Annotated in this window: 26 protein-coding genes, 1 tRNA gene and 1 pseudogene; 8 read left to right on the forward strand and 20 right to left on the reverse strand. The window is 40.0% G+C overall.

All coding sequences use genetic code 11. The annotated features are described in order from the left end of the window. Window positions 1-127 precede the first annotated feature (127 nt). From VB732_RS06650 to VB732_RS06665, 4 genes and pseudogenes are all read left to right on the forward strand, one after another. A complete protein-coding gene (locus tag VB732_RS06650) occupies window positions 128-502 on the forward strand; it encodes a hypothetical protein (RefSeq protein WP_323230045.1) in 375 nt (124 codons plus the stop codon). 68 nt (window positions 503-570) lie between these two features. Next, window positions 571-1,065: pseudogene (locus tag VB732_RS06655) on the forward strand (response regulator transcription factor); the annotation flags it as partial. Window positions 1,066-1,407: 342 nt separating this feature from the next. Further along, complete coding sequence (locus VB732_RS06660; protein WP_323230046.1) at window positions 1,408-2,751, forward strand: sorbosone dehydrogenase family protein; 1,344 nt, start codon at window positions 1,408-1,410, stop codon at window positions 2,749-2,751. Window positions 2,752-2,866: 115 nt separating this feature from the next. Next, window positions 2,867-3,274, forward strand: coding sequence for a phosphomannose isomerase type II C-terminal cupin domain (locus tag VB732_RS06665; RefSeq protein WP_323230047.1), 408 nt, complete (start codon window positions 2,867-2,869; stop codon window positions 3,272-3,274). Between the two features lie 97 nt (window positions 3,275-3,371). Here the strand turns inward: VB732_RS06665 and VB732_RS06670 are convergent, their stop codons facing one another. From VB732_RS06670 to dndC, 11 genes are all read right to left on the reverse strand, one after another. Then, window positions 3,372-4,130 carry a HEAT repeat domain-containing protein gene (locus VB732_RS06670; protein ID WP_323230048.1) on the reverse strand — a complete coding sequence of 253 codons (759 nt, stop codon included), beginning with the start codon at window positions 4,128-4,130 and terminating at the stop codon, window positions 3,372-3,374. A gap of 168 nt (window positions 4,131-4,298) precedes the next feature. Then, on the reverse strand, window positions 4,299-4,841 hold the full coding sequence (locus VB732_RS06675; protein WP_323230049.1) for a GNAT family N-acetyltransferase: 543 nt from the start codon (window positions 4,839-4,841) through the stop codon (window positions 4,299-4,301). A gap of 17 nt (window positions 4,842-4,858) precedes the next feature. Beyond that, on the reverse strand, window positions 4,859-5,050 hold the full coding sequence (locus VB732_RS06680; protein ID WP_323230050.1) for a hypothetical protein: 192 nt from the start codon (window positions 5,048-5,050) through the stop codon (window positions 4,859-4,861). 271 nt (window positions 5,051-5,321) lie between these two features. Then, entirely contained in the window at window positions 5,322-5,732 is a 411-nt protein-coding gene (locus VB732_RS06685) for an ABC transporter permease (RefSeq protein WP_323230051.1), read from the reverse strand. After that, on the reverse strand, window positions 5,717-7,009 hold the full coding sequence (locus VB732_RS06690; protein ID WP_323230052.1) for an AmpG family muropeptide MFS transporter: 1,293 nt from the start codon (window positions 7,007-7,009) through the stop codon (window positions 5,717-5,719). The genes VB732_RS06685 and VB732_RS06690 overlap by 16 nt, the downstream gene beginning before the upstream one ends. Before the next feature lie 243 nt (window positions 7,010-7,252). Then, the gene (locus VB732_RS06695; RefSeq protein WP_323230053.1) at window positions 7,253-8,710 is read right to left on the reverse strand and encodes a DNA phosphorothioation-associated putative methyltransferase; all 1,458 of its coding nucleotides are present in this window, start codon (window positions 8,708-8,710) and stop codon (window positions 7,253-7,255) included. A 63-nt stretch (window positions 8,711-8,773) separates the two neighbouring features. Further along, entirely contained in the window at window positions 8,774-9,160 is a 387-nt protein-coding gene (gene dndE / locus VB732_RS06700; RefSeq protein ID WP_190936007.1) for a DNA sulfur modification protein DndE, read from the reverse strand. Between the two features lie 285 nt (window positions 9,161-9,445). After that, a complete protein-coding gene (locus VB732_RS06705; RefSeq protein ID WP_323230054.1) occupies window positions 9,446-9,697 on the reverse strand; it encodes a hypothetical protein in 252 nt (83 codons plus the stop codon). Between the two features lie 65 nt (window positions 9,698-9,762). After that, complete coding sequence (gene dndD, locus VB732_RS06710) at window positions 9,763-11,751, reverse strand: DNA sulfur modification protein DndD (RefSeq protein ID WP_323230055.1); 1,989 nt, start codon at window positions 11,749-11,751, stop codon at window positions 9,763-9,765. 178 nt (window positions 11,752-11,929) lie between these two features. Continuing rightward, on the reverse strand, window positions 11,930-12,343 hold the full coding sequence (gene tnpA / locus VB732_RS06715; protein WP_323230056.1) for an IS200/IS605 family transposase: 414 nt from the start codon (window positions 12,341-12,343) through the stop codon (window positions 11,930-11,932). Between the two features lie 88 nt (window positions 12,344-12,431). Beyond that, the gene (dndC, locus tag VB732_RS06720) at window positions 12,432-14,090 is read right to left on the reverse strand and encodes a DNA phosphorothioation system sulfurtransferase DndC (protein ID WP_323230057.1); all 1,659 of its coding nucleotides are present in this window, start codon (window positions 14,088-14,090) and stop codon (window positions 12,432-12,434) included. A 172-nt stretch (window positions 14,091-14,262) separates the two neighbouring features. On the opposite strand from dndC, the gene VB732_RS06725 reads away from it, so the two are divergent. Continuing rightward, window positions 14,263-15,861 (forward strand): DGQHR domain-containing protein, encoded by a 1,599-nt coding sequence (locus VB732_RS06725; protein WP_323230058.1) that lies wholly within the window; start codon window positions 14,263-14,265, stop codon window positions 15,859-15,861. Here the strand turns inward: VB732_RS06725 and VB732_RS06730 are convergent, their stop codons facing one another. The 9 genes from VB732_RS06730 to argF form a co-directional block, all read right to left on the reverse strand. Next, a complete protein-coding gene (locus VB732_RS06730) occupies window positions 15,862-16,803 on the reverse strand; it encodes an HNH endonuclease (protein ID WP_323230059.1) in 942 nt (313 codons plus the stop codon). A 31-nt stretch (window positions 16,804-16,834) separates the two neighbouring features. Next, window positions 16,835-17,305: a DNA phosphorothioation-associated protein 4 gene (locus VB732_RS06735; protein ID WP_323230060.1), complete on the reverse strand. Its 471-nt coding sequence runs from the start codon at window positions 17,303-17,305 to the stop codon at window positions 16,835-16,837. Between the two features lie 93 nt (window positions 17,306-17,398). Continuing rightward, complete coding sequence (locus VB732_RS06740; protein WP_323230061.1) at window positions 17,399-17,950, reverse strand: Uma2 family endonuclease; 552 nt, start codon at window positions 17,948-17,950, stop codon at window positions 17,399-17,401. A 93-nt stretch (window positions 17,951-18,043) separates the two neighbouring features. After that, the gene (locus VB732_RS06745) at window positions 18,044-18,613 is read right to left on the reverse strand and encodes a Uma2 family endonuclease (RefSeq protein WP_323230062.1); all 570 of its coding nucleotides are present in this window, start codon (window positions 18,611-18,613) and stop codon (window positions 18,044-18,046) included. Window positions 18,614-18,685: 72 nt separating this feature from the next. Continuing rightward, window positions 18,686-20,758, reverse strand: a complete 2,073-nt coding sequence (locus tag VB732_RS06750) for an AAA family ATPase (protein ID WP_323230063.1) — start codon at window positions 20,756-20,758, stop codon at window positions 18,686-18,688. Next, on the reverse strand, window positions 20,755-20,928 hold the full coding sequence (locus VB732_RS06755; RefSeq protein ID WP_322669925.1) for a hypothetical protein: 174 nt from the start codon (window positions 20,926-20,928) through the stop codon (window positions 20,755-20,757). Before VB732_RS06755 ends, VB732_RS06750 begins: the two co-directional genes overlap by 4 nt. Before the next feature lie 327 nt (window positions 20,929-21,255). Then, entirely contained in the window at window positions 21,256-22,737 is a 1,482-nt protein-coding gene (locus tag VB732_RS06760; RefSeq protein ID WP_323230064.1) for a DNA phosphorothioation system restriction enzyme, read from the reverse strand. Window positions 22,738-22,808: 71 nt separating this feature from the next. Beyond that, a complete protein-coding gene (lexA, locus tag VB732_RS06765; protein ID WP_323230065.1) occupies window positions 22,809-23,414 on the reverse strand; it encodes a transcriptional repressor LexA in 606 nt (201 codons plus the stop codon). A gap of 217 nt (window positions 23,415-23,631) precedes the next feature. Next, entirely contained in the window at window positions 23,632-24,552 is a 921-nt protein-coding gene (argF, locus tag VB732_RS06770) for an ornithine carbamoyltransferase (RefSeq protein WP_323230066.1), read from the reverse strand. Between the two features lie 50 nt (window positions 24,553-24,602). Here argF and VB732_RS06775 point away from each other — a divergent pair, with 50 nt between their 5' ends. The 3 genes from VB732_RS06775 to VB732_RS06785 all read left to right on the forward strand — a co-directional run bounded on the left by VB732_RS06775 (window position 24,603) and on the right by VB732_RS06785 (window position 26,342). After that, window positions 24,603-24,791, forward strand: a complete 189-nt coding sequence (locus VB732_RS06775; protein WP_323230067.1) for a hypothetical protein — start codon at window positions 24,603-24,605, stop codon at window positions 24,789-24,791. 109 nt (window positions 24,792-24,900) lie between these two features. After that, window positions 24,901-24,972 (forward strand) — tRNA-Thr (locus tag VB732_RS06780). A gap of 455 nt (window positions 24,973-25,427) precedes the next feature. Further along, a complete protein-coding gene (locus VB732_RS06785) occupies window positions 25,428-26,342 on the forward strand; it encodes a DUF4007 family protein (protein WP_323230068.1) in 915 nt (304 codons plus the stop codon). Window position 26,343 lies beyond the last annotated feature (1 nt).

The following is a 26,343-nucleotide window of genomic DNA, read 5'->3' on the forward strand; positions in this document are numbered from 1 at the left end:
GCTCGCAATGACGGGTTTTGGATCATTTATTTTTTGGAAAACTCTAACTGAACGGTATTGATATATAGATGCGATTTCTGCAACGGGCTACTCGGTTTCTCATTGAGAGACAATTACCCAAGTAGAAATGGTTACTAGCACACGCTATAGTACTGACAGACACGACAAATCAGCTCGCCTCATTGGAGTTTGTGTGGATAGTACCTCTCGTGTAGCAAAAATATCATTGCATGAGGGTGAAAGCCGATTTCACGCTGTACTTAACGGCACTTTCAAGTTGGTCGGATTGCTGATAAAAGAAGACATCGTGCTAGAGGTGAAGCAAACAGCACTCAACTTTTGCAGGCTACGACCACAATACGTATTTGGGTGTTCATGTTGGGAAATATGGTGGACGCTAATTGTCAGCCAACAACACCTCTGCCTTTTGAATGTCATTCTATCATTAGACCTCTTGCATAAATGCTTAAATTTTCATATTGAGCGGGGCGAAACAGAGTAGTGAGATTCTTGATTTTTTGACTTTTGCAAGAGGTCTATTAAATAATAAAAAATAAAATGAGGTAATTTATGCCCAAAATTTTAATAATAGAAGACGAAGAAGCAGTCCGTGAAAATATTTTAGATTTGCTAGAAGCAGAGGATTTTGAAACTATTGCTGCGGCTAATGGCAGAATCGGTGTACATTTGGCTATTTGCGAAGTTCCTGATTTAATTCTCTGCGATCTAATGATGCCAGAAATTGATGGTTATGGTGTGCTAACAGCGTTACGCCAAGATCCATCAACAGCAACAATTCCCTTCATTTTTCTCACTGCCAAATCTGCCAAAGCTGACTTCCGTCAAGGTATGGATATGGGGGCAGATGACTATATAACTAAGCCATTTACTAGGGCAGAATTATTAAGTGCAATTATCAATCGTTTAGAAAAGTACGCAACTTTAAAAAAATACTTATCTCCTCACAATAAAATTAGCAATTTATCTCCTAAAATGCAGTTATTGGAAATTAGCTTACACCGAGCTATCAAACAACATAAATTTCAAGAATTTGAAGTTTATTATCCTAACAGATGATTATATGCATAAAAATTGGGAATTATCAAACAGAATTCAGGAGTCAGGAGTCAGAATTCAGCAATGTTTTCTGTACGACTTGTGGATGAATAAGCGGGTTTAATACCCCCGCTAAATCTATGATTTAGCGGTCAACTTTCGTAGTGGCGGGTCTGAATCCCCCACTAATTGATTCTGACTCCTGAATTCTGACTTCTGAATTCTTCTTCAATTTCCTAGTCCTTAATTTTCTGATAGTTTTACTAAGTAAGAAAAATCGGACTTTAGACTGGTGACAATTATCAAGCCTGAAGTTTAAGGTAAGAAAATTGTGTCATAGTGTCTACCGCCATGAAAGTCTTTGCGCGTTTATTGCTACCAGTTTTTTTACTGACTTTGGCAGCAGCGTGTAACCAGACTCGCGCTTCCTCAGATAATCCCACACCACAAGAATCTGTACCTTCTGCCCAACTGACACAGAATCCTACACAGCCAAAAAATATTGTCCGCACTGAAGCACTTTCGCCTACGCCCATTCGGATAAATCTGAAGAATTTACCAGCACCGTTCGCAACAGAAAGTGCTTCCAAGCGACCTGAAGTTGTGCCTATTCCGCAAAATCCAGTGCTGCGCGTACCACAAGGTTTTACAGTTAATGTATTTGCCGAAGGTTTAGATTCTCCACGTTGGCTAGCTTTAACTCCCAGTGGTGATGTTCTGGTGACTGAAACCGGGCAAAACCGTATTCGTTTGTTACGTGATAGCAACGGTGACGGCGTAGCCGATGTTCGAGAAACCTTTGCTAGTAAGGACAACGGACTCAATAGACCCTTTGGGATGGCTTTTGCAGATAATTCCTTTTTTCTGGGGAACACAGATGCTGTGGTTCGTTTTCCCTATACCCAAGGCCAAAACAAAATTACGGGTCAAGGGAAAAAAATCGCCGATTTGCCTGCTCAAGGTTATAACAACCATTGGACGCGCAATGTCCTTGTCTCGCCCGATCGCAATAAATTATATGTTTCAGTGGGATCGGGAACCAATGTAGATGAAGAACCCCTACCACGGGCTTCGATACAGGTAATGAATTTGGATGGTTCCCAGCAGCAAACTTTTGCTTCCGGTTTGCGTAACCCTGTTGGTTTAGACTTTCATCCTGTAACTAAGGAACTTTACACCACTGTCAACGAACGCGATGGAATCGGTGATGAGTTGGTTCCAGATTATCTGACACGGGTTAAACAGGGGGCATTTTACGGCTGGCCTTATGCTTATCTGACACCAAACAACCTCGATCCGCGTCAAAAAACGGATGGAAAAAGTAAACGCCCCGAATTAGCAGCCCGTACCCAAACGCCAGATGTGCTATTCCAAGCGCATTCAGCAGCATTGGGTTTGCAGTTTTATGATGGTAAGAAGTTTCCAGAAAAATACCGCAACGGTGCTTTTGCGGCTTTTCGTGGTTCTTGGAACCGCGATCGCGGCACTGGTTATAAAATTGTATTTGTTCCCTTCGATGCTAAGGGGCGATCGCTTGGCTATTACGAAGACTTTCTCACAGGCTTTTTACTAAATCCTTCTGTACCAACCACTTGGGGACGACCTGTAGGTTTGCTGGTGCTGCCAGATGGTAGTCTACTACTAACAGAAGAAGCTAATAATCGGATTTACCGGATTCAGTATACGGGGAAATGAATGATTCCCTAGAGTAAATTTAGAGCAGTTGTGACTGCATCTGTCTACTCAGCTTTATCCCGTTTAGGGTAAATTACAGAAAAATACTAATACTCATCTGGTTGAGAAATTGATTATGACTCCCAATGAAAATAATACTCAGTCAAATATCAACGAATTGCCTCCACATTCAGGCACACGATACTGGGGTGAAGTGGAGGTAATCGAGGAGGGAGATACTTATAGGATTAGCCGTGTTGAAATCAAGCCCAGGCACGGCATTAAACCACAAATTCATTATCACCGCAATGAACATTGGGTTGTAGTTTCCGGTGTAGCCAAGGTAACTTGTGGCGATGCAGAAATATTACTAAATCGCAACGAGTCAACTTATGTTCCCGCAGCAACCCTACATAAAGTAGATAATCCTGGCCATATACCGCTAGTTATTCTGGAAATTCAAAATGGTGAATATTTGGGCGAAGATGATACTGAGCGCCCTTATGACTTAAATTTGGTCAAATCTGGAGATGAAGGTCAGTAGGGACGGAGGTGAGGGAGCAAGAATTTTAGATTTTAGATTTTGGATTAAATTTCAATCTAAAATCCAAAATCTAAAATCCAGAATTGAATTGCCCAAATCAAAACCACCCTTCTTGTTCTAGGGTTTCAATCAGCTGTAAGCCACGTGGATCGCCAACTCCTAACAGTGAAGCTTTCGCATCTTCCCGGACTCCCAAATCTTGATCCTCGGCAAAGGCTTGAATTAGAGCATCGATCGCAGTGGCATAAACTACATTAGAAGGTAGTTCGCGGCACAATTGACCAATTGCCCAAGCACAGTTACTCCGCACTGCCGCCACGGGATCTTTGACTAAGGCTTCAATTAATGGTGGTATTGCCCCGATAACTGCTTCATAACCCACTTCTGCCATCTGTGCTAAGGCGCTAGCAGCCCACAAACGCACTGCGGAAATGTCAGTTCTTAGGGCATCTGCTAGGGGCGGTAAAGAACGGCGATCGCGACAGTTTCCTAAAGCCCAAACAACGCCTTTACGCACGTAGCCATTCCAATCACTGTTTAGTTGAGCAATTAATGGAGCCACTGCTTCGGAACTGGGATTGCGTCCGAGGGCATAAGATGCGCTTACCCGGACTAAGGGACAAATATCATTTAACAGGCGAATCAGATGGGGAGTAGCACGCGCATCTTCCATATCACAAAAAGCACGCGCTGCTAACATTCTTTCCTGGGGCTGGGGATTTTCCAGGAGGGCTAGCATCAATTCAGGATCGGGCTTCGCCACAACTGAATCGTCAGTTAGTGGCTCTATTTTATCTAGGGGGCTTTCTAGTTCCTCCTCGATATCGAGTAGGCTTAGATCGTCTTCGTCATACATAATTTCATTTCAATCCCAAAAAGGGATTAACACATAATCCCCCGTGCCAATAAGTTAAAACTTTATAAGTTGCGTAATTATACACTTTCCTTTCCCCTCGTTGAATTTTATCCAAACGAGAACCGCTACATACTCAAACACTAAAGTATATTATGGCTATTCTTTAGTTTATTTTTCTGCACTCAGGAATTTTACCATCCACAGGGATTGGGTTTGATAACCTAACTGATTGTAAAGATTTAATGCGGGCTTATTTGATTGAAAGACTTGTAATCCAATCTGGCGATCGCCTCTTTGAATAGCCCAATTTTCCACATATTGCATCAAGGCTGTACCAATACCCCGCCGCCGATGTTCTGGTACAACGTAGAGGATAAAGATATGAGCATGGCGATTACCCTGCACTTGATCTATGGCATTACCTACCCAAAGGCAGGCAATGGGGAATTGGGAATTGGGAATTGGGAATTGAGTATAATTATTCTCCTTGTCCCCTTCCCTTGTCCCCTTGTCCCCCTGCTCCCTCTCTTCTTCTACCCACCACAAGGGTGTATCGCTGGAGAAGTATTGCTTAACTGTTTGCTCTAGATGAGAAAAATCCTCATTGGGAAAGAGATCCTGATAAGTTCGGTGCATGAACTTAAGCAGTAGCGATCGCTCCAATAAGGAACCACGGCGAATAATATACCCCGGTAGTAGTTGCTCAGACACTTCTGGCGTTTATTGAGTTAACTAGGTGAGTTTTGTACTGCTGGTGGCAAATTACCAGGAGTGGATTGAGAACTTACCCCTACCTCTTCAATTGGTGCGGGTGCAGCCATATCTGATGGTAAGAAGATGCGGGCGCTGACTGCTACTAGAGCAAAGACAAATACCAAAACTGCAAGCAGTGGGGCGATGTATTGACGAAAAATAGCCATATTTTAATTGCAAAGAGAGCTAGGAACTTTTATGAGAACTTAGCTGAAGATTTATGAAGTATTCTCTATTTTAGCAATTTTCTGTATATGGGAATTGGGAATTGGGAATTGGGGATTGGGGATTGGGAATTGGGGATTGGGCATGGATCAATAAATCAATAGTTCTTCCCCTGCTCCCTGCCCCCTGCCCCCTGCCCCCTGCCCCCTGCCCCCTGCCCCCTGCTCCCTGCTCCCTGCTCCCTGCTCCCTGCCCCCTGCTTCCGCAGCACTATTAGCTACGCTCTAAGTCATCAAGTACTCTTTCGCAATACCAATTCTCCGGCATCCCAGGATAAGTTTCCTTTGCCTGTTCAATCAACCGTTCGACTTCGGCAGTGTCACCAGATAATTTAGCGATTAGCCTGTTTTTGAGATAACTATTAGATACACCCTCGTCTACCTGGTTTGGTATCCCTTGATTTATAGTTGATGGAGTTGATGTCCGGGACTGATCTCTTCGTAACTGCCAAAATAAAACGTAATAAAGTGTCCCAAAAATTAAAATTAGGCTGAGTGTTCCGAAAAAAGTTAGGAGATTAAATGCTAGATATCCCAAAACTAATTGCGAGAGAACATAGCCCAATAATAAACCGGTAAGTAAGAGGATGAATGTACCGACAGCAATAACTACTTGATTCCCCATATATCCTCTTCTTCGTCCTCAAGTCCTGGTCTGGATACTGCCACTGGCTGAGGGTTCCAGGGGGCAAATACTGGTAATAGGAGTAGTCCTGGTACGGCGGCGGCGATGCTAATTAAGAAAAATGTAGGCCAACCCGTACTTTGGGCGATCGCGCCTCCAGGGGCCGCCAGAATATCGCGGCTGACAGCCATTAAACTGGATAACAAAGCATATTGGGTTGCGGAAAACCTCTGGTTACAAAGACTCATCAAAAAGGCAACAAAGGCTGCTGTCCCCAATCCACCACAAAATTGTTCTATATTGATGGCAAGTACCATAGCTTGGTAGTTTTTACCGATGTATGCTAGGAAAAAGTAAGCTAAATTACTTACTGCTTGTAGAATACCAAAAACCCAAAGCGATCGATTGATGCCAATGGCACTCAAAATTGATCCACCGGCTAAAGCGCCGACAATCGTAGCAATTAACCCCATCCCTACTTGAATTGCCCCAATATCGGTTTTGGTAAAACCCGTTTGCAGCAAAAAAGGCGTGGTCATATTACTCAACAAAGCATCGCCTAGCTTGTATAGGGTAATGAATGCAAGCATTAGAATAGCTTTAATGATGCTCTGACGCTGAAAAAATTCCTTAAAAGGCAAGATTACAGCATCAGCTAGAGTTGGTGGAGGGCTAATTTCCTTGGGTTCCGGTGCGAACAAGGTGGCAAGAATACCTATTACCATAGTCCCTGCCATAAACAGGTAAACCGACGACCAAGGCAGTTTGTCAGCAAGTATCAAGGCTAAAGCACCGGCAACTAACAGGGCAATTCGATAACCTAAGATAAAAACGGCTGCACCAGCCCCCATTTCTAGTTTTTCTAAAACGTCGGTACGGTAAGCATCAGCAGCAATATCTTGAGTCGCACTGATAAAGGCAATGACTATGGCGTTGATTGCTAGTAGCTGTAATGCTTGTTTAGGTTGTTGAAAAGCCATGACTGCGATCGCTATGATCAAAGCAATCTGCGTCAAAATTAACCAACCCCGTCTTCGTCCCAAAACTGGTAGGGTGAACCTGTCCAGAAACGGCGACCACAAAAATTTCAAGGAATAAGGCAAACTAGCGAGGCTAAACCAACCAATAGCCGCTAAATCTACCTTCTCTACGGTCATCCAAGCTTTTAAGGTATTACCGATTAACAATAACGGTAAACCCGATGAAAAACCTAAAAATAATAAAGCCACCATCTTGCGACTACCGAAAACTTCCAGTAGCGACTTAATTTTCCTCATATTTTTAACTTTTTGCCTCTTTTGAGGAAATATCAATAAAATAAAACGAGTAAATGGAAGATTTTATCATTTAACTAGTACCTAATAAAGGTTTGAATTATGGGAGCGACAGCAGTTCCTATTAATCCCTATCAGGAATTGAAATTTGCTATAGCTAGTGTGTACCCTCCAAACATGACAAACTACCAAGATTTACTTGGGCTAAATACAAATTCAGGATAACCTTATAGCGTCAGCGTTTTCTTAACTTTCTTGAATTGGATAAACCTGATGCCCCCTGATTTCTACTTTGTGTGCGGCGAGGCATTTCTCCCAACCTTCAAGCGTACCGATGGCGCTTTTGTCCTTGAGCAATCCTAATTCCTGTTCTTGTTGAGTGAGTTTAGCAAATTCTTCGTAGCGTGGGTAGTTGCTGGTAACAAATGTTTCCTTCCGGTGCAAAATCGGCGGATTTGCCCTAGTTTCGTAGTCTCGATGAGTGATGAATAAGGTTTTTAAATCAATACCGATGCTGGCTTGTAAAGCTGGGTGGGGATCAGTGTCGAATTCGGGGTAAAACAGATAGGATATTTGCGGCTTATCAGTGTGATATTTGATTAATGTTGCTCCATCTACACGCCCAATGGTACGGCTAGCGCAGCCTTCACAAATTCGCAGTACTGGGTCAAGTGCTGCTAGTGCAGAAACATGGACGTAAAGGGCACCGCGTGTATGTTTACCTATTTTGCTTTTTTCACACGCAGTTTGAATTACCCCAGATTTACCTAAGCTGAAAAGTTTTTGATCGGCTACAAGACAAGCTTCCTCATAGCTACTAAAAAAGGCTTTGATATCGTGACGCATTTCTGGTGCTAGCTTTTGCCATGCAGGACGTTTATCAAAGTGAGTCAGGGCGAGATAAACTTGGATATCCAGAGAACGACGATAAGCGATCGCATCCCATTCAGCCTCATCAGTTGCTTGCAAAACTACACCGAAGGCACGGCGAAAGTTACCAAATTCGCTCAGTAATTCCTGTTCATTTTCCAATTCGCCTTTCACAGGTAATCTACCGCGCTTGGTAAAAAAAGCCATGAGTGGTTGCAGCTGTTCTTGATAATCTTCAAACCGCTTAGTGGGAATGCGGACTCGCGGTGTAGAAGTCGCAGAAAAAAAGCGAATAGCTTTGTAGCTTTCTTTTTCCGCATCATCTCGAAAAACAAAGTAAACGCCTAGTGCGATCGGTACTGCATCAACATTTAGGACTTCATCAATATAAGTTTTGAGTTCTTGTTGTTCGTAATATTTCTGAAAAGTATTGCGGCGCGTTACAATGCCATCATTGTAAGCAAGTTGGGTTTTACTGGGAGCGTTAATCAGGATTTGAGCCGCGACAATTAAAACTTTCCCGGTGAGTTCCCAGGCTTGGCGAAGGCTTTGACGGCGTTCTTCTGAGTCTTCAATGACGTTGAGTACATAACCTAAATTGACCACATCGGCGGCGGTGCGTGGTACATCGGGATAGTAGTAAGGATCCCAGCCTGCACTGGTATAGCCTAAGTTTTTTACTCGCTGGACATCACCACCGTAGCCGCAACCGTAGTCAAAAAAAGTTGTGTCTGAATTCAGGATTGATCCTTCTATTGCCAATCGTACAGGGCGAGATATGTCAGTGCGAGCGATCGCAGCTCTATGACGCTCAATTTCTAGCGCTTCAGGCATAATACTAATTCGTAATTCGTAATTCGTAATTCGTAATTAAGACAGTTAGCAGCTAATATTCTTTCAAGGTTTAACAGCCAGTTCAATTAAATCTTCAATTTTCTTGATATTTGGATCGCCTGCTAAGTAACCAATACCGCGATGTAGATGTAACCGGAATTGGGTGGCGAGGGTTTCTTTGTCGGTGGGATAGCCGTCATTGTGACAGCGTTGTTTGAGGGCGAGGAGGAGTATATCGGACATTTCGCCGCCGAAGACGCGCCAACTCATTTCGACGTTGCTATCCTGGGGAATTGGCACGGGGGAGGGTGTGGTTGATTCTGCGAGGGAACGACAAAATGCCCAACGGCATAAGATATTCCATTGGTCGATTTTGGTGCTGCGTTTAAGTTTGGTAAGTTGATCTTTGGCTGTTTGGGAGAGTTTTATTCTTTCGATTGGTGATTCCATAATCTTCCTAAAAATTGAGGTAATTTTTGCTTATAAACCCAAACATTAGCGAACCGCAGTTTCAACTTCAAGCATCTTGGAGTTATACCATTTATTTATAAAGCTGCGCTAAATTCTAACTTTTTTTTTCAACGCAAAGGTAAGCAGAGGTTAACGCAAAGGTACGCAGAGGTTTTCTAAAGATAATTCGCTACGTCCCAAGATAATTAGTGGTCTTTTCCCTGCTTGTTATCGAGCCAGCACTGGATTAAGATTGACAACATTAAATTTGTCTTCTTTCGATGCTCACAGCTTTTCCAAACCATCCGTTTCCCTAACACCAAATTCATGATTGATAGAGGTAATTTCTGTTTTTATATCTAAATCACTAGCCATTGCAACTAGTTGTTCATTCATATATTTAACATCAGTGAATTTATTTACTACTTGCTTTCTTTCTTGCACTTGTTTTGCGATCCGTTCTAATAACCATTCTAATTCTTCTAATGATAGAACACGTAAATCATTCTCTATTTTTAATACATGAGGCGAGTTCATAATTGCTTATCTACTTTCCAAAGGTCGTGATATATATTGTAAATATCTTTTTTAGACGATATCTACTACCAAAAATATTGATTTTCTATCACTGTTGTTTGACGAGTGGAGGAGTCGTATTTTAGCAGGTATTCGCGTGCGATCGCTTCATTTTCTCGCAGTGTTTCTACTTCTTTTTTGCCAATCTCAGTATCCGTAGATAACAAAATTACTTGATGGCTGGCAGATGGAAAGTAACGTTCAACTAAGTTGCTGCGGTGAGAGGAGTCTAGTCTACCTAGTGGCGTATCGATTGCTACTGGTAGGCGGTGTCCAGAGACTTTTGCTAAACCCCAGAGGAATGCGATCGCAAGTAGTTGTTTTTCGCCTGCTGATAAACGATGTTTAGGAACAGGTTTACCATTTAAATCGTAAAGCAAAAGGCTGAAAGTCTTAGTATCAATGGTGATGCGATGCACTAAGTCTGACTTATGGAGAAGATAAAGGAAGCAGTTTTTAACTTCCTCCTCTAATTTATTGAGTTTTCGCAGGGTTAACTTTTCACGAAAAATCTTGAGTGTATTTTGAACTTTAGCCGCAGAGGTAATAATATGTTCGCTATTTTTATGCTTAATATTTTCTACAGTATAATCACTTAATTCTCTTTTTGACTTGGCAATAATAGTTTCTAATTCAGCTAAACGACGGCGGATTGTTTCGTAATTTGCTTTAGCTTCAACGACTTGATTTTGTGCAGATTCTAACGCTTGACGCAGCTTTGTATAATCTTCTGGTGCGGCTGCTGTTTGCACTTGCCTTTCTAGAGTATGAATTTCTTCTTCTTTATTTTTGAGAATAGCTAATTTTTCTTTTGCAGAAAGTTTAGAATTTTGTAAGTGATATATGATATTATCTAGCTGACTTAAAGTTTCATCATCAGCTAATAACCAAGGCGCTTCTGTCTGGATAGTCTTTGCATATAAATTATCTACATCTTGGATTAAAAATGATTGAATTTTTTCAACTTGTATCGGAGAAATTTCTACTTGATTTAGCCAAGTGAGTAAACGCTGATCTCGTTCAATTAACAAATCTTTAGAAATTTGTATCTGTTGATGGCGAAATTCCTTTTCTCCCTGTGTTTGCGCCTGATTAAGTAAATTGGGAATCAAGGCCAGAGGTAAAACATCAGCCGCTAATTCACACATCGACTGACGTACTTGTTCTATTTCCGCAGTTTTTGTATTTTGTTGTAGTTCTAGTTGATTGCGTTCGGCTGCAATCTTCCCACCTTCAGAAATAAATTTATCAAAAGCTTCTTGCTGCTTTTGTTCTAATTCTTCTACCTGATTTTTGAGAATTTCTACTTTTTCTTCTGTTGTTTGATAATCTTCTTGCTGTTGGGTTAACCTAGTTTCAATTTCCTCTAGGTTTGCTAAATCCTTACTATTACCAACTTCTTTAAGTTTACGGTTAACTAAAATATCTAAATCAACAGCTAAACGGTCTGCTAACTCTAAACCTAATAGTCCACGAATTGCATCTACTACAACAGGCGGTGGTGTTTCTTGTTCTGCTAGTTCTTTAACTTGTTCACCATCAAAGAGAAATAAGTTAGAAATACCTAATGGCAGGAGATTTTCAATATATTCATCCCAAATATTAACTAAAGCATCAGGCCAGGTATCACTGTCACCCAAAATACCTAATGTATCTTTGCCATCTTTAGGATTTTTTACCCAACTACGGACAACACGGTATTTTATTGGCTTATCGTTTTCAATATGTTCAAAAAGTAATTCAATCCGAGTGTCTGCAACTGGATCAATTTTATTGTTAACGCATTGATTGAGAAAATCGCTATAACTTAAATTACCACGGGTAGAACATTGGGCACGAGCGCCATAAAGAGCGAGACGAATGGCATCCATAAGCGTAGTTTTTCCGCCGCCATTCATCCCACCCAAGAGGATAATTGGGTGTGAGTTTTCCTCATCAATTTTTGGGTTAAGATTAATTACCTGTTTTCCACTGTAGGGGCCAAAGTTTTGTAGAACGAGTTCAAGAAATATCATTGATTTTTAAGATTATTAAATAGTAGGAAAAGAAATATTGGGCGAATATGATTCACAGTTACACAGGCAAAGTTTATTAAGATACCGAGCGGAGTTTATAAGATACCGGACGAATGGAATTCGCGGCTACACAGGCAAAGTCCGCCTTCGCGGACTAAATTCATGCATAATTGTTGGTTTATTTTGGAGTTAGTTCCCAGGTGGGGATGATTGATTTTTGGCTATGATGGGCAGCTTGGTTTCTGATGTAATTGGCTATATTATCAATGGCATCATGACTCACTGTAAAAGCCCCATAACTACCTTGCCATTTAAAAAACTCACCTGGCTTGATTTCGCGGGTGATGAAATGTGACGAACTTCCCTTAATTTGTTTAACCAATTCAGAGATACTGATGGTTGGCGGAAAACCCGTTAGCAGATGAACATGATCTTCAATACCGCCAATAGCAATTACGGTACACTTTAACTGCTCGGATTCCCGAATAATTGCTCCGTAAACTTGCTTTTGAATATCAGGCGTAATTAGCGGCAATCTATCCCAGGTTGCCCAAACATAATGCAAATACAATTGTGTAAAACTTGCTCTCATTTCTCTTTAACCCACGAAGGTGGGTTTCGTCTGTGTAGCCGCGATTTCCAATCGCCCGGTATTCATCCGGTATTCGCCCGGTATTCTATTATTCTTCTGAATCTTTCTTTTTAAACTTCATACTTGCCCAAGTTACCTCTTCATCACTTTCAGTTTTACCTGCATCTATTTCATTGATTGCTGCAACATCACCTAAAGTCATCTGCTTGACTTTTGCAACATCACCTTGACTAACTGCTTCGCTTAATTCGCGTTTCAAACGAGCATTTTTAATCGCATCTTCTGGAGAACGGGAACTCGTATTAAAACATTTTTCTAGGGTTTCATATATCCCTACGCGACGAGTCTTTTTGCGATACTGGCGTTCTGTGTCTAACAATTTCGCCATAAGTTCCAAGTGCATCGCGTCACCTTCACAGATTTCTTCTAATACTATCCATTCATCACGACCTAGTAGGCTATAGTCTGCACCAGGGCGGGGGTCTTGAAATTCTTCGCCTGTCACTTCTTGATAAATCCGGGGTAAACTATCATCAAATTCGTGTCTTTCTTCTAGCCAAATGCGGCGAATTTCGCTCATTTCTTCTAGAGTAATTAGGGTGATGTCGCGCATATTTTCTGGCGCTGTCCGACGGGTTTTTGTTTGCGCTTCTAATAGTCGCCTGAGCCAATGTTCGCGCCAATATTTGGTATAAGGGCCATGAATTGGTTCAATAGAGGTTTCACCATCGACATGACGTTCAAAAAGTTGGACTTCTCCCCAGATGCGACGGAAGTCTCTTTTATCGCGGTCATCTCTATTATCTAATTCATTGCGGATATCTAATAGAGGCTGCATCCATTCTTTCTCTTCATCATTTTGAATCATTGCCTCCATTGATTTATCTTTACTAACAATTGTGCAAACCCAACAGCCAAATCGAGAATCACCACAGCTAGCAGTCGAAGTATCAACAACTAGAGGACATTCATTATCTGCTGTAGCACCTCGATACATGGTGAACAAATCTTTGTTGCTATATTCCCAAGGGTTTTGCCACTGATTTAGATAAATCCAAACTTCATCAGTACGCCAATCTTCGATGGGGCTATAAATTAAAGAATTAGGCAAGCTTGCACTATGGTAAAGCAGAGATGTTGGTGAACTTGTCTCAGAAACGAGGCGGTCTTTTAGGCTACCTGCTTGATGTTTTTCCATTGAGATAGCACGTTTGACACTTTCAGCTTTGCGCGTACCTAAAACAAGAATAACTTCCCCATTTACTCTAACCACATCACGAATAAAGTGGTTAGAAGGATGAATTTTTAGACGGTCTGTACACCAACGGAATTTTCCTCGCGGCGTTGGATAACCTTTACCAATCAAGCTTACCCAGAATGTCTCTTTGATTTCTGGGTGTAATAAATGGGGTTCAATGGGCATTTTCTGTTCTTGAGCAGCAACTTTCATCCTTTCTAAGGATTTGCGTACCCAAACAGAGACTACAGGATTTTCTACTAATGTGTCAGTTGTAATAACATGAATAGTCTTTTTTCGCTTTTCAACTGGTAGTGCTGCGATCGCATTCCAGATAAGCTGTAAGGTAGCAGTACTATCTTTGCCACCCGAATAGCCCACCACCCAAGGTATCTCATCTAAACAATACAATTCTTGAATTTCAATGGTGAGAGCTTGGATGTAGTCTACTAACTCTGCTACAGTACGTGTTTGCTGGTTTTTATTTTCTGCTTGTTGTGCTGTAGTCATTTCTCCTTCTCTCTGGAAACACTGGCTTAATATTCGGGCGAATAGAATTCGCGTCTACATAGACACAACCAACCTGCATGGGTTGAAAAAAAGTTTTTAAAAACTTTACTACTAATATCCAAATTTTTGGATAATTAAACGACATAATCCTATTCTGTTTTTAAAATTTAACATGAAAGATAGTGCATCTGACCCCACTTCTGACATCGCTAGAGAGTACCTGGAGCGGGAAAACAAGGAAAAACAGGTACTAGCTTTACTCCTAGAGAAGTTTTTAGGGAGAAAAGATCAGATTCTCGTTCAGAAAACCGAGATGGGTGGTACTGAGGCTTATGTTAGCTCTGTCACCTTAGAATGGTTTGCAGGTCGGGTTCACTTCGCCTCTGGCTTACCTCTGTTTCAAAAAAAGTATAATCCTGAGACTGATAATGTCGAGATTGACGCGGATAGTATTGATGAAATTCAGCAGCGTCCGCTTGATTGGTCACGTCAAGCACCGCTAGTACAGTATTTGGCGGCTCGACACAACCACAAGTTTCCGCCAGTACTGGTAGTAATTAATCAACCGTGGGTGGATGATCCTAAAGCTGCTGAGTGGGATAGCGAAGGACGCGCCACCAAGTCTACTACTGATTTTATACCCTTAGATAAAGACGCTAAAGTAGGTCTGCTAAATATTTCTGAAGATGATGTGACTATTTATGCACTAGATGGTCAACATCGATTAATGGGTGTACAGGGGTTGATGGAGTTAATTAAAACTCGCAAACTCCAGCGCTATAAAAAAGATAAAGGTGCTGATGACAGTTTTATTACAGTCAATGATTTGATAGAAAAGTACCAAGTAGACCTTGCTTACTTGCAAAATTTACCCAAGGAAAAAATTGGTATTGAGTTCATCTGTGCGGTAGCGGCTGGGGAAACTCGCACCGAGGCGAGGCGGAGAGTGAGATCGATTTTTGTTCATGTCAACCTGATGGCTGCACCCTTGACTAAAGGGCAACTAACACAGTTGAATGAAGATGATGGTTTTGCGATCGTTGCTAGAAAAATTGCAGTTACACATCCACTATTAGAACAACGACAAGAGCGCAATCCTCGTGTTAATTGGAATAGTGCAACAGTGGCTTCCAATTCTACAGTTTTGACGACTTTGCAAGCTCTACAAGATATGTCTGAGCGATATTTAGTTCATAAGTTTCCTCACTGGAAACCTTTAGAAAAAGGTCTAATTCCCATGCGTCCAGAGGATGAAGAACTTGAGCAGGGAATTGAGGAATTTAAAAAACTATTTGATTCTTTGGCTAGTCTTTCTAGTTATAAAATTTTAGAACATGAGGATACACCAGCTTTACGGCGCTTCAGCTTTGAGAAGGATGGAGGTGAAGGAAATATGCTTTTCCGTCCAGTTGCTCAAGTTGCATTAGCGCAAGCCTTAGGAATTTTGGTTTTTAAAAAAGGTTTTTCTCTTACAGATATTTTTAAGAAACTGCGGAAGTTTGACCAACAAGGTGGTTTTAGTGGTATGGAATATCCCCAATCTCTCTGGTATGGGGTTTTATATGACCCAAATAAAAAGCGGGTGCAGGTTGCTGGACGAGATTTAGCGGCGAAGTTATTGGTTTACATCCTGGGTGGAATTCAGGAACAGATGGAACGTGCTGAACTTCGTAAGGCTTTGGCAGATGCTAGAACTGTTGAAAATCAAACAATAGGTTTTGATGGTAAGTTTGTTGAACCGAAAGCAGTAGGACTTCCACCTATTCTGTAATTATGCTTGAAATATATTTTGGCGATGCCATTGCAGCGCTTCCAGTTCTGGAAAGTATTGCTCTGTATTTGGTAGAAGTATTGTTTCACCATGAAAATCTTTTATAGGTTTAGCATGGGGAGATACTTCTTCCAAATCATTGCTAACTATGATTTTGTATTGCTCATCTACAGTAAACCAACCCCTGTCAAATGCCCAATGATGATTTTTGCAAAAAGCAATTCCATTATGGATTTTGTTATCATAAAATTGTGAAAATGGTTTGATGTGTGCGCCATCCACAATATTTTGATTTACTTTTTTAGTTACTTTTAGTCCACAGAAGGCACATCTGTAATCATAAACGTGTACAATTGCTTTCCTAAAAAAAGCATTTCTAATAACTGCTCGTTTCAAACTCCACCTTGGATTATGCTCTAAATTGCCTGTTTCAATTATTTTTTCTATATCTACCGCGTCATCTTGAAAAGTTTGATTTATTTGTAAAATAGACTCTATATCATTTTCATTATCAGAAAAGAAAGCTGCCACAAGTGCATCAATTAGTTCTTTTCTACAAAATTCATCTTGCAAAAAGTTAAATAATTCAGTGTCTAGATATGCGTATTCAACAGCCTCTTTTAGCTTGTTAACTGTTTTTGGCTGTAATCCATTAAATTCAGGCTTAAATTTTAAGTGCCAAAAACCCTCATTTTGCAGATGCAAGAAAGGATAGTGTAAACCACCTTTGTAAGACGGAGAACCGATTACATTCCAATACCTCTCAAATGTTTGAATTAATTCGTCTGAAACTAGAATCTCATTAGTAGTAATGATACCTCGCGCAATCAAATCAATTACAGATAAAAGTAATATTGGTTTATATTGAGCGTTACCACGCTTACGGCTATTACTCACATTTAATTCAGCAAGATGCTCACAATAATATGCTATATTTTTCATATTTGATTTATTAATGAAGCAAGCAAAAAAATCAATTTAAAAATTTACTGAGGTCAAATTCTTCTTCTAGCTGTTCTTTTGTTCCTCTTTCAGAAATCAGAACTAATAGAAGTCGCTCTGAGTAGTCAACAGAACCCCGCAACTCGTTTTGTAAGATTTCTAGTCCTGCGTTAGCATACTCTTCAAATATTTGAGTACGTTTATCTTCATCTTGTTCTTCTCTAGATGAAAGTATATTGATATCTTTAGTTTCATTTACTCCTAATAATTTAATGATTAGGTCATAACCCAATGAAGCAAAATTTTCTTGTGGAATTGGAGATGGTTCTCTTTTTGTTGTTTCCCCCAAAGGAACACGCTTTTTATTTTTAACGCCCAATGCTGCTGCAAACACCATTACTTCTACATAAGTTTGAAAAGGTGCAGTTGTGTCTTTTGATGCGACTAGAGATTTCACCAACTCAGCCTTATCTTTAGCAACCCTGATTCTGTTTGCAGCCATTGTTTTAATATTTACATTGTTGCTATTTTAACCGAAAGTTGGAAGTGATAGTAACTTTTAAAGTATTATTTTATACTAGTATATGGACGATCGCTAAACAAACAAATTATCCACTAACATAGTCCATCCTGGTATTGCGGGTTCAGCTTCAGCCACCTCACCACGGCGATAAACTTGCGGTTCTTCAGGATTATCAGCGCGATATACTCTAATAACTTCCTCTTTGAGTACATCTACATCCCAAACTACCAAAGTACCAGCTGCAAAATAATCACGGCGTTTATTAGCCATATCTTTCTCAGCCTTATCACCGTAATCATTTTCGCTTCTTACCTCAGCAGCAAATATAGGCGCACCATTCAGAAACTTCCCACCTGTAGGTTTGCCAGTATAAAACGCAGCATCAGGACTTAAAGAACGGCGATTAGGGAGATTGACAATAAAACCGACATTATCAGGCAAAGCGTAACCACTTTTTGTCAGACGTTCATAATCCCGTAGACTTGCATAAATTTCACCACCTGCACGTCCTGGTAAAAATCCAGTTGGAGACATCAGCACCAATTTTCCATTGACAATCTCTGCTTTACAATTGTCAGGTAAGTGGTACAAATCTTCAATAGTTGCTTCAGTTTTAATACTCATAAAATAACTTCTAATTAGTAAGGGATAATCTCAATTTTACGCCCTCTATTTGCTTTGCGTTCTCTGCGCCTTGGCGGTTCGTTTCTCCAAAATTTATATTGCAAACTGAACATCCTCATAAACCAAAGAAATAGGAAACTTAAAATCAACACTAGTTAAATGAACTTCATCCCCTGCTTCATAAGGGTGTAACTCCCACAGTCCTCTATCATTTAATCGGAAGCAATCTAAACTAATTTTTTCAGCATCTATGAGGACGTATTCTTGCAAAGTCTGAATGCGACGATACCGCGTAAATTTTGTACCTCTATCGTAAGCTTCTGTACTTGGGGACAGAACTTCAACAATTAAACAAGGATATTGGAGAAATTGAATAGCTTGTTTATCTCGTTCATCGCAACTCACCACAACATCGGGATAATGAAAAGGCCCCTTCTCAGATACACCTACTTTCGCATCCGCCATAAAGGGAAGACACTCACTCCCTCTTAGATGAATTTTTAACGCTGAAGCTAAGTTTAAAGCAATAGTTGTATGGGGAAGAGTACCCCCAGTCATGGCGAAAACTTCACCATCAATATATTCATATTTAATTTCTTGGCGTTCTTCCCATTCCAGATATTCTTGGGGAGACATATAATTTCTGTCTGGACTCGCAACCATAACTTTATTCCTCTTTTTTTTCAAATGTAACCAAGAAAAAACCTTTGCGCCTCTGCGTCTCTGGGTGAGTAATTACCCATTCCGTTCAACTGCGATAATCTCCGTATACTCAAACTCGTTCGGACTTTGTTTCACTAAAGGATATCTTTCGCTACCCAACTCAATATAATCTTGTTCGCAATCTGGCTTAGAAGAATAATACGTAAGCACATATTCTCTACCAATTCTGTTTTTCATTTCCGTTTCAACTTCACCCCGCCACTGAGTTTTAGTTACTAAAACTATCAACTGATTCGCTAATTGGGGAATTGTCTTCGCAATGTGTCGCCGCGAACTTTCATCCAAACTACCAAACGGCGAATCCATGACAATTGGGAAAGTACTACTATCGGGAATCATCATCATTTTGCGTTTCTCACTCCATTCCCTCACTTTGTCAATGATGCTGGCTATAAAGGATAAACTGAGAATCTGATTTTCTCCGGTAGAAGCTGCAACTGGAGCTTCCACACCTGTAGTATTTTCTACTAATGTCAGTTCATATTTATCACTGATTTTAGGAATGTATGGAGTTACAGAAATCTCTGTAAATATCTCTTGTACTCGCTTTTCAAGTTGCAGACGAAATTGCTGTTCTTGACGATTTCTAACTTCCGTTAACCGTTCGATTGCATCTTGAGTGGCGTTAATTCGTCGTTGTGCTAAAGTTTGCTTGTCTTCATTCAGCTTTTGTTTGGCAATTTGCTTATTTAAACCTTCAATTTCAGTTGTGAGTTGAGCAATTTGCTGCTGATTTGCACCCTGTTCTCGATTTAATTCATCAATCTTACTTTCAATTTCATCTAACCGTTTTTGCAAACTGCTAATTTCTTCATTAGCATCTTTTCGCAACCGTTCTTGAATATTGTCTAAATCGCCTTCAATTTGAGATATGCTTTGCCTTAACTGATTAATTCTACTTTGTTCTCTATCAACTTCTTCCCAAAATCCTATAGCTTGCTTATCGATTTCATCTACTTGAGCTATCATCCGAATTGCAGTTTCTTCTACCGCCGAAGAACCTGCTTTATTTAGCCAGTTACTCACATGAGTATGAGAATGATTACCCTCGTGTAATTCTGCGCCACAAATACAGCGTTGAGAATTGAGTAAATCATTCACAAACTCTCGTGAAATTCCTGATGTTAATTCGCCACGCTGCTTTAAATCATGGATAATTCCTCGAAACTGGGATGTAGTTTCTGACAATAAAACTGTATAACCCCGCGCAGAAATAACTTTTTTTAGCGCTTCCTTAGTTTTTTTATATTCTTCTTGATTCGCTGTCTTCTGTGATTCTAAATCCTGCCATCTTTCTTGTAACTCCTTCGCAGCACTCAATTCTCGCAAACGGTTACTTGTCTCTTTTTTAAAAGTTTGTTGATATTCTAACTCTTCTTTAATTTCAGTTTGTCGTTTGGTAATGCGTTCACGTTCGCGCTCTATCTTTTCTTGCTGTCGTAATAATTGCTTAGTTTCAGAATCACCAATCGCTTTTAACTCATTTTCTAGAGTTTTTTTAGCATCTCCCAAATGTCTGATAGAACGGTTAATTACTTCTACACCCAAGAAAATTTTTGTAGCTTCAGCAATTTCAGCTTTTTTGTCAGAACGGACTATTTCTTCAATTCGTTCGCCGTCAAAGAAAAAATATTGATGTAAAGTAGCGGGTAAAATTTGATTAATGATATCGTCTGGTTGCTGAGTTGGTATATTCCATTTGCCATCATCTGCACCAACCCACATCGTTAATTGAGTTTTGCCAGCGTCAAAATCACCTTCATTTTTATAACCCCGACAGGCGCGTTTGACTCGATAGCGTTTACCTTCATGTTCCCAGCCAATCTCTACCCAACATTCTACAACTTGACCTTTTTGAGCTTCTGCGATCGCACGCTTATTCACCAACTGCTCTATCGATGCAAACGCTGCACTAAATTTATCATATAATACCCACGTAAAGGCATTCAGCAAACTAGTTTTACCAGAGCCATTATTACCATGAATAATAGTTGTGTTCTGAACATCTCCAGCAGCGAGGAGCATCTCTGGTGTCGTACCATAAAAGGAGCGAAAGTTGGATAGCTTGATTGAAGTCAGCTTCATCGCACCTCTTCCTTAATAATGTCCAAAATATTATCATTTATATGGCTGTTAATCTTCTTATCTAGTCTGCCTTTTTCTAGCTTCCATACCCGCTCAATAATTTGCCGTACCTCCGGCGGAGCGCTATTTATTGGCTCCTGAACATCATCGATATTCGCATCTTGTGACATCTTCAGTTTGGAACAATAGTTTTTCTATATTTTAACTTTCTCTAGTACTGTATTTACCTCCGTAAAGCCACTGTTAGCGTTATCTTTAATTTTGCCAAAACTATTTTTTCAAATTTACAATTTTCTTTGAAAAAACACTTTATTATTTAATCTTCTTCTGTTATTGTTAATATTAACAATCTAGATCATAATGGGATACAAGTGAAATTTTTAGAGCAACTTACATCCCATTATAATCAAAGTCATAATTTTATTATTTCATATTTAATGCTTCTTTTTTCAAAACTCGAAAAGTTTTACAAAAAAATACAACTATATAGTTCATCATCAAATATCTAATAAACCATATCGCTTTTGTAAATCAAGTAACTTCATTCTTGCAACACCTGCATTATCAGCTAAATCAGCAAACTCTACAAAGCGACGCAATTCTTTTTTCAACAAATTACGCTCAACTTCTATAGTTTCTCTATCTAAATCTGGTGGTAAAACAATCATGTCAAATATTGTTGCGCGTTCTTTAGCTGGATGAGGACGCAAAACTCGTCCCCGTCTTTGAATGAATTGGCGCGGATTACCAGAACTTGATAAAATCACCGCAGTTTGAATTGCTGGAATATCAACACCTTCATCTAAACAACGAATTGCGACTAAACCTTGCAACTCTCCACTTTCAAATTGATGGCGCAATAGTTCCCTTTCTTGTAAAGTTGTTTGAGCCGTATAAGTGCTTACCTTGTACCCTAAATCCACCCCCAGAATTTTAGCAACAGCTTTGAGTTGGCGTAACGATGAACGTTGTCCTGCATCTTGAGAACCATCACTACAATAAAAAAGAGTGTGACTAGTTTCGCGGCGAGTTGCCATTAAATCCCGCAAGGCAGTTAATTTATTTTCCGCCGCACCAATTAACCTTGCCCTTTGCATCAATAAAGGCTTTAAATCTTCATTGTCTTCAAAACTTCCTGCTTGTCCATTTTCTCTATCTCGGTAAAGTAGCGATCGCCCAATTCTTTTAGTTAACTTTAAATAGGCAATACTTTCTGCTTCAGTTAACTCTACCAACACCGGATAATACAAATAATGTACCAAAGCCCCTTGAGCGATCGCATCCCTCAAAGTAAACTCTGGTTGGAGAACTGGGCCAAAATAATCAAATAGAGATTGTGTACCAAAATCATCAAAATACCTCTCCGGTGTGGCAGATAAAGCCAGTCTCAACCCAACACTGCGCGGTAAACTTTCTTCTAACTTGGGTGCGCCTAAATTATGTGCCTCATCCCCAATAATTAAAGTTTTGGCGGGAAAATATTTGAGTTGAGACTGAAACCCATCTCCAATTAATGTGGAGTTCGTAGTAATCACTGTGACAAACCGTTGAGAACCAGAACGCAGATTATAAATTTGCGTAGAAAGTTGACTTTGCCAAGTGCGTAAATTCTCAAAGGCTAAGATGGGTTGCAAATTAAATTTTTCACATTCTCGCGCCCATTGGGTGACGAGATGGCGGTAGGGACATACCACCACCAGAACTTGTAAATTAATCTGTTGATAGAGTTCACAAGCGATCGCTAATGCGGTAATAGTTTTACCACTACCAGTAGCCATTTTCAGCGTCCCTCTGCCATTGTTGGTAAACCAGCTAGCGATCGCTTGTCGCTGATATTGCCGCAATTGCAGAGACGGAGGCATTCTTGGGCATCCTGGTAATGGTTGCGGAGTATAATAACTGCCCTTACTTTCCCTTGCAATTGGTAATTTCAACCGGAAAGTGGGCAGTTGCTGCACTGGATTTTTCGTCAGGTACATATTAATTTAGTCATTGGTCATTGGTCATTGGTACTTATCTTTCCCACTCCCCACTCCCCACTCCCCATTAATCAGTTGTAACCGCGCCAAACACCAATGAGAGAACCTTGTACCTGCACTTGTATAGCGCTGACTTCAATGGGATTGTACTTAGGATTTGCTGGTTTGAGGGTAACGCGATCGCCTTGGCGATAAAAACGTTTTAATGTTGTACCAAATCCATCGACTCTAGCGGCGACGATAGTACCATTTTTTAAATGATTTGGTTCTGCTACTGGACGCAGAAATACCACATCGCCATCAGTAATTAAATCTTCAATCATGCTATCGCCAGCTACCCGCAAAGCATAGGTTTGGGGAGGTAAATCGAAATTAGAAAAGTCTAAATGATCTACAGCATCAGTAAACGGTTCTATTAAACCACCAGCAGCGATCGTGCCCAAAATTGGTACACCTTGCTTCACAGGATGCAAAATCCGAATCGTTCGCGCTTGTCCTTCAGTCCATTCAATATATCCTTTGGTGCGTAAATGCTCTAAACGACTTTGAATTGGTGCTGGTGACTTCAAGTTCATCGCTTGCATCATTTGCCTAATTGAAGGCGAATGCTGGTGCGATCTGATGTATTCTGCCAACCATTCGTAAAGTTCTTGTTGAGCTTCCGTTAGACGTTCCATAAATTTGCGGGAAGTAATTATTAATGTCTCTAGAACATTAGTACTACAAAAAACTCCCCATAACAAGAGAAAAGTAAAAATTTTGAAAGGCAAAAGTAAGAATATTTCCTTTTCTTTTACCCATTTATTTTGAATTTTTTACCGACAAGTAGTCAGGAGCCAATCGCACACTCGCTATTTTGACTCCTAACTCCTAATTCCTAACTCCTAACTTTTTTCATTCTGCCCCTAAAATACTAGCAAGCAAAGCTTTTTGAGCGTGCAAGCGATTTTCTGCCTGTTCCCAAACTTTTGATTGAGAACCTTCAATAACAGCTTCAGTAATTTCTTCACCACGATGGGCTGGTAAGCAGTGTAAAACAATTGCCTCTGGATCAGCAAGATTCAATAGCTGTTCCGAAATTTGGTAAGGCTGGAAAATTGGCATCCGATTATTGGCTTCAGATTCTTGCCCCATACTTGCCCAAACATCAGTATAAAGTACAGTAGAACCCTTAGCTGCTAATTCTGGATCGTGAGTGACCAGGACTTCCGTTTTGTTATTAGCGATCGCTCTTGCTTGTTCTACAATCTGAGAATCTGGCTCATATCCGCTAGGGGTAGCAATTCTGACATTCATCCCCACCAAAGCGCAGCCCAACATCAGAGAATTAGCCATATTATTCCCATCACCCACGTAGGTTAAAGTTAACCCAGCAAGGGTGTTAAAGCTTTCTTGAACCGTTAATAAATCCGCCAATACCTGACAAGGATGTTCAGCATCAGTAAGCGCATTAATCACCGGAATCTTGGCATATTGAGCAAAAGTTTCTAAATCTTGCTGGGCAAAAGTGCGAATTGCCAAAATATCCAGATATCGATCCAACACCCGCGCCGTATCCTGCAAAGGTTCCCCGCGACTAACTTGAGTGACATTAGGGTTGAGATCAATTACCTGTCCACCCAGTTGGTACATCGCCACCGTAAAACTTACCCGCGTGCGAGTAGAAGCTTTGGAGAACAGCAACCCCAAAACTTTATTACATTGCAACTTCAGTTGTTGTGATTTAAGTTGAGTTGCCAATTGTAGGAGTTCTTGAACTTCCGTAGGACTGATGTCCGCTAGACTTAATAAATCTCGTCCGAGCAATGCTGCCATGCTTATAATCTGTAAAAAATAATTATATATTTCCGTTCCTTTATTCAGCCGTGCTAAGAAAATACAGTTTTGGAACTGCACTAGATATTTTTGCGCCCAACCCAGGATTTGAGTTAGCTTTTGCCGTGCATATTAATTTATCAACTTTATTAGCGATCGCAATCACTACAATTGGAACGCCAACTCAACCATCTAGCCATACAAAAGCAGCGAGATTGCCAAAATCTCTAGTCTTCTAGCCTTATTTCTGAAGAGGGAGATATTTTTTAGCAATTACAGCTAGACAAATAAATCCATTATGGTACAATAAGAAATTGTGGTTGCTACTTGAGAGTAATCAAAAAAATTGCCAGCATAGCACAGTGGTAGTGCATCCGACTTGTAATCGGAAGGTCGCGAGTTCAAATCCCGCTGCTGGCTTTAAGTATACATAAAAATTTGAGTTGTCCATTGTTTACAGTAATTCAGCCCATTGGCGATCTACTGGAGTGCGTCATGTCCTAAAGCTTGTGGAAGTAAAGGAAAGGACAAATTGAACGACCATCCTCCAGAATATCTTCAAGTTCAAGTGACACAACTTAAACCTTTTATGTAAAATTAACCTAATTTTTATACATATACAGTCAAACAGATTAAAATAATAAATCTTTCTTTTGTGTAGATGGAGCCTATACTAGCATCACTGCATTTTTATATCATTAGGACTTACGCACACTCTACGAATTCTTGGCGTTCTTGGCGTCTTGGCGGTTCGACAAATTAAGCTTTTCGGTAATTTTTGCGTAAGTCCTAATCATTAAGTATTGTAAGCTTCCTTTGTGGTATAAACACTTCTACTAACAAGAAAATGATTGTTATTTTATCTCTATTTTCCCATGATCCAAACTAGTCTGAATTTTAAATATTTTGAAAATGCAGTAAATCCTATATTTGCTAACCATGAAACTTTTCACCCTCGTTTTGGTTGGTTGAAAAAAGGATTTGATACAGCAAAAAAAAATCCAGATATCTTCTCACAGGATGATGCTCCTGTACGTTTAGGTGTTGGTAAGAATATGGTACGTGCTATTCGTTATTGGTCTAGTGCATTCAAAATTATTGATAAAAATAATTTACCAACAAGATTCGGGGAAAAACTTTTAGGAAATAATGGATGGGATACTTATTTAGAAGATCCAGCATCATTATGGTTATTACATTGGAATTTATTAAAACCCACATGCGACGCGGCTGCTTGGTATTATATCTTTAATGTTTTTCGAGATTTGGATTTTACGAAAGAAGATATTTTGGCGGGGTTGAAAAATTATATAAATAATTTTAATAAAACTATTGCTGAATCTTCTTTTATTAAAGATGTAAATTGTATTTTAAGAATGTATGCAACACAAGATTTAATGAGAGACAATAGCCCAGTCGAAGATTCTATTGATTGTCCTTTTAACGAACTGGGTTTAATTCGCCATTTTGGGAAAAACTATCAGTTTAAAATTGGTGCAAAAGCGAATTTGCCCCCATCAGTTATAGTCGCTACTTGTTTAGAATATGCTAGTTGGGCAAGTCAGGGAAGACAGACCATTAATATTCCTAGTTTACTTTATGATGAAGGTAGTCCAGGGATGGTCTTTAAACTGACGGAAAGTATTTTATGTGCAGCTATTGAGACAGTTTCTAAAGAATTTGATACGATAGTTCTTTCCGACACTGCCGGATTAATTCAGCTATCTTTCCCTGACAGCCCGGAGATATTAGCAGAAGAGATTTTAGATAAATATTATAACTCTAAATAAG

It is taken from the genome of Nostoc sp. UHCC 0252, assembly GCF_034931145.1.
Taxonomy (GTDB): Bacteria; Cyanobacteriota; Cyanobacteriia; order Cyanobacteriales; family Nostocaceae; genus Nostoc.

Coding starts and splice junctions, on each gene's coding strand:
- VB732_RS06685 (WP_323230051.1), bottom strand. CDS start 5,732: ATGGGGAATCAAGTAGTTATTGCTGTCGGTACATTCATCCTCTTACTT.
- VB732_RS06755 (WP_322669925.1), bottom strand. CDS start 20,928: ATGTCACAAGATGCGAATATCGATGATGTTCAGGAGCCAATAAATAGC.
- argF (WP_323230066.1), bottom strand. CDS start 24,552: ATGGCAGCATTGCTCGGACGAGATTTATTAAGTCTAGCGGACATCAGT.
- VB732_RS06725 (WP_323230058.1), top strand. CDS start 14,263: ATGAAAGATAGTGCATCTGACCCCACTTCTGACATCGCTAGAGAGTAC.
- tnpA (WP_323230056.1), bottom strand. CDS start 12,343: ATGAGAGCAAGTTTTACACAATTGTATTTGCATTATGTTTGGGCAACC.
- VB732_RS06665 (WP_323230047.1), top strand. CDS start 2,867: ATGACTCCCAATGAAAATAATACTCAGTCAAATATCAACGAATTGCCT.
- VB732_RS06745 (WP_323230062.1), bottom strand. CDS start 18,613: ATGGTTGCGAGTCCAGACAGAAATTATATGTCTCCCCAAGAATATCTG.
- VB732_RS06660 (WP_323230046.1), top strand. CDS start 1,408: ATGAAAGTCTTTGCGCGTTTATTGCTACCAGTTTTTTTACTGACTTTG.
- VB732_RS06730 (WP_323230059.1), bottom strand. CDS start 16,803: ATGAAAAATATAGCATATTATTGTGAGCATCTTGCTGAATTAAATGTG.
- VB732_RS06695 (WP_323230053.1), bottom strand. CDS start 8,710: ATGCCTGAAGCGCTAGAAATTGAGCGTCATAGAGCTGCGATCGCTCGC.
- VB732_RS06690 (WP_323230052.1), bottom strand. CDS start 7,009: ATGAGGAAAATTAAGTCGCTACTGGAAGTTTTCGGTAGTCGCAAGATG.
- VB732_RS06705 (WP_323230054.1), bottom strand. CDS start 9,697: ATGAACTCGCCTCATGTATTAAAAATAGAGAATGATTTACGTGTTCTA.
- dndE (WP_190936007.1), bottom strand. CDS start 9,160: ATGGAATCACCAATCGAAAGAATAAAACTCTCCCAAACAGCCAAAGAT.
- VB732_RS06760 (WP_323230064.1), bottom strand. CDS start 22,737: ATGTACCTGACGAAAAATCCAGTGCAGCAACTGCCCACTTTCCGGTTG.
- VB732_RS06740 (WP_323230061.1), bottom strand. CDS start 17,950: ATGAGTATTAAAACTGAAGCAACTATTGAAGATTTGTACCACTTACCT.
- VB732_RS06680 (WP_323230050.1), bottom strand. CDS start 5,050: ATGGCTATTTTTCGTCAATACATCGCCCCACTGCTTGCAGTTTTGGTA.
- VB732_RS06750 (WP_323230063.1), bottom strand. CDS start 20,758: ATGAAGCTGACTTCAATCAAGCTATCCAACTTTCGCTCCTTTTATGGT.
- VB732_RS06650 (WP_323230045.1), top strand. CDS start 128: ATGGTTACTAGCACACGCTATAGTACTGACAGACACGACAAATCAGCT.
- VB732_RS06735 (WP_323230060.1), bottom strand. CDS start 17,305: ATGGCTGCAAACAGAATCAGGGTTGCTAAAGATAAGGCTGAGTTGGTG.
- VB732_RS06785 (WP_323230068.1), top strand. CDS start 25,428: ATGATCCAAACTAGTCTGAATTTTAAATATTTTGAAAATGCAGTAAAT.
- dndD (WP_323230055.1), bottom strand. CDS start 11,751: ATGATATTTCTTGAACTCGTTCTACAAAACTTTGGCCCCTACAGTGGA.
- VB732_RS06670 (WP_323230048.1), bottom strand. CDS start 4,130: ATGTATGACGAAGACGATCTAAGCCTACTCGATATCGAGGAGGAACTA.
- lexA (WP_323230065.1), bottom strand. CDS start 23,414: ATGGAACGTCTAACGGAAGCTCAACAAGAACTTTACGAATGGTTGGCA.
- dndC (WP_323230057.1), bottom strand. CDS start 14,090: ATGACTACAGCACAACAAGCAGAAAATAAAAACCAGCAAACACGTACT.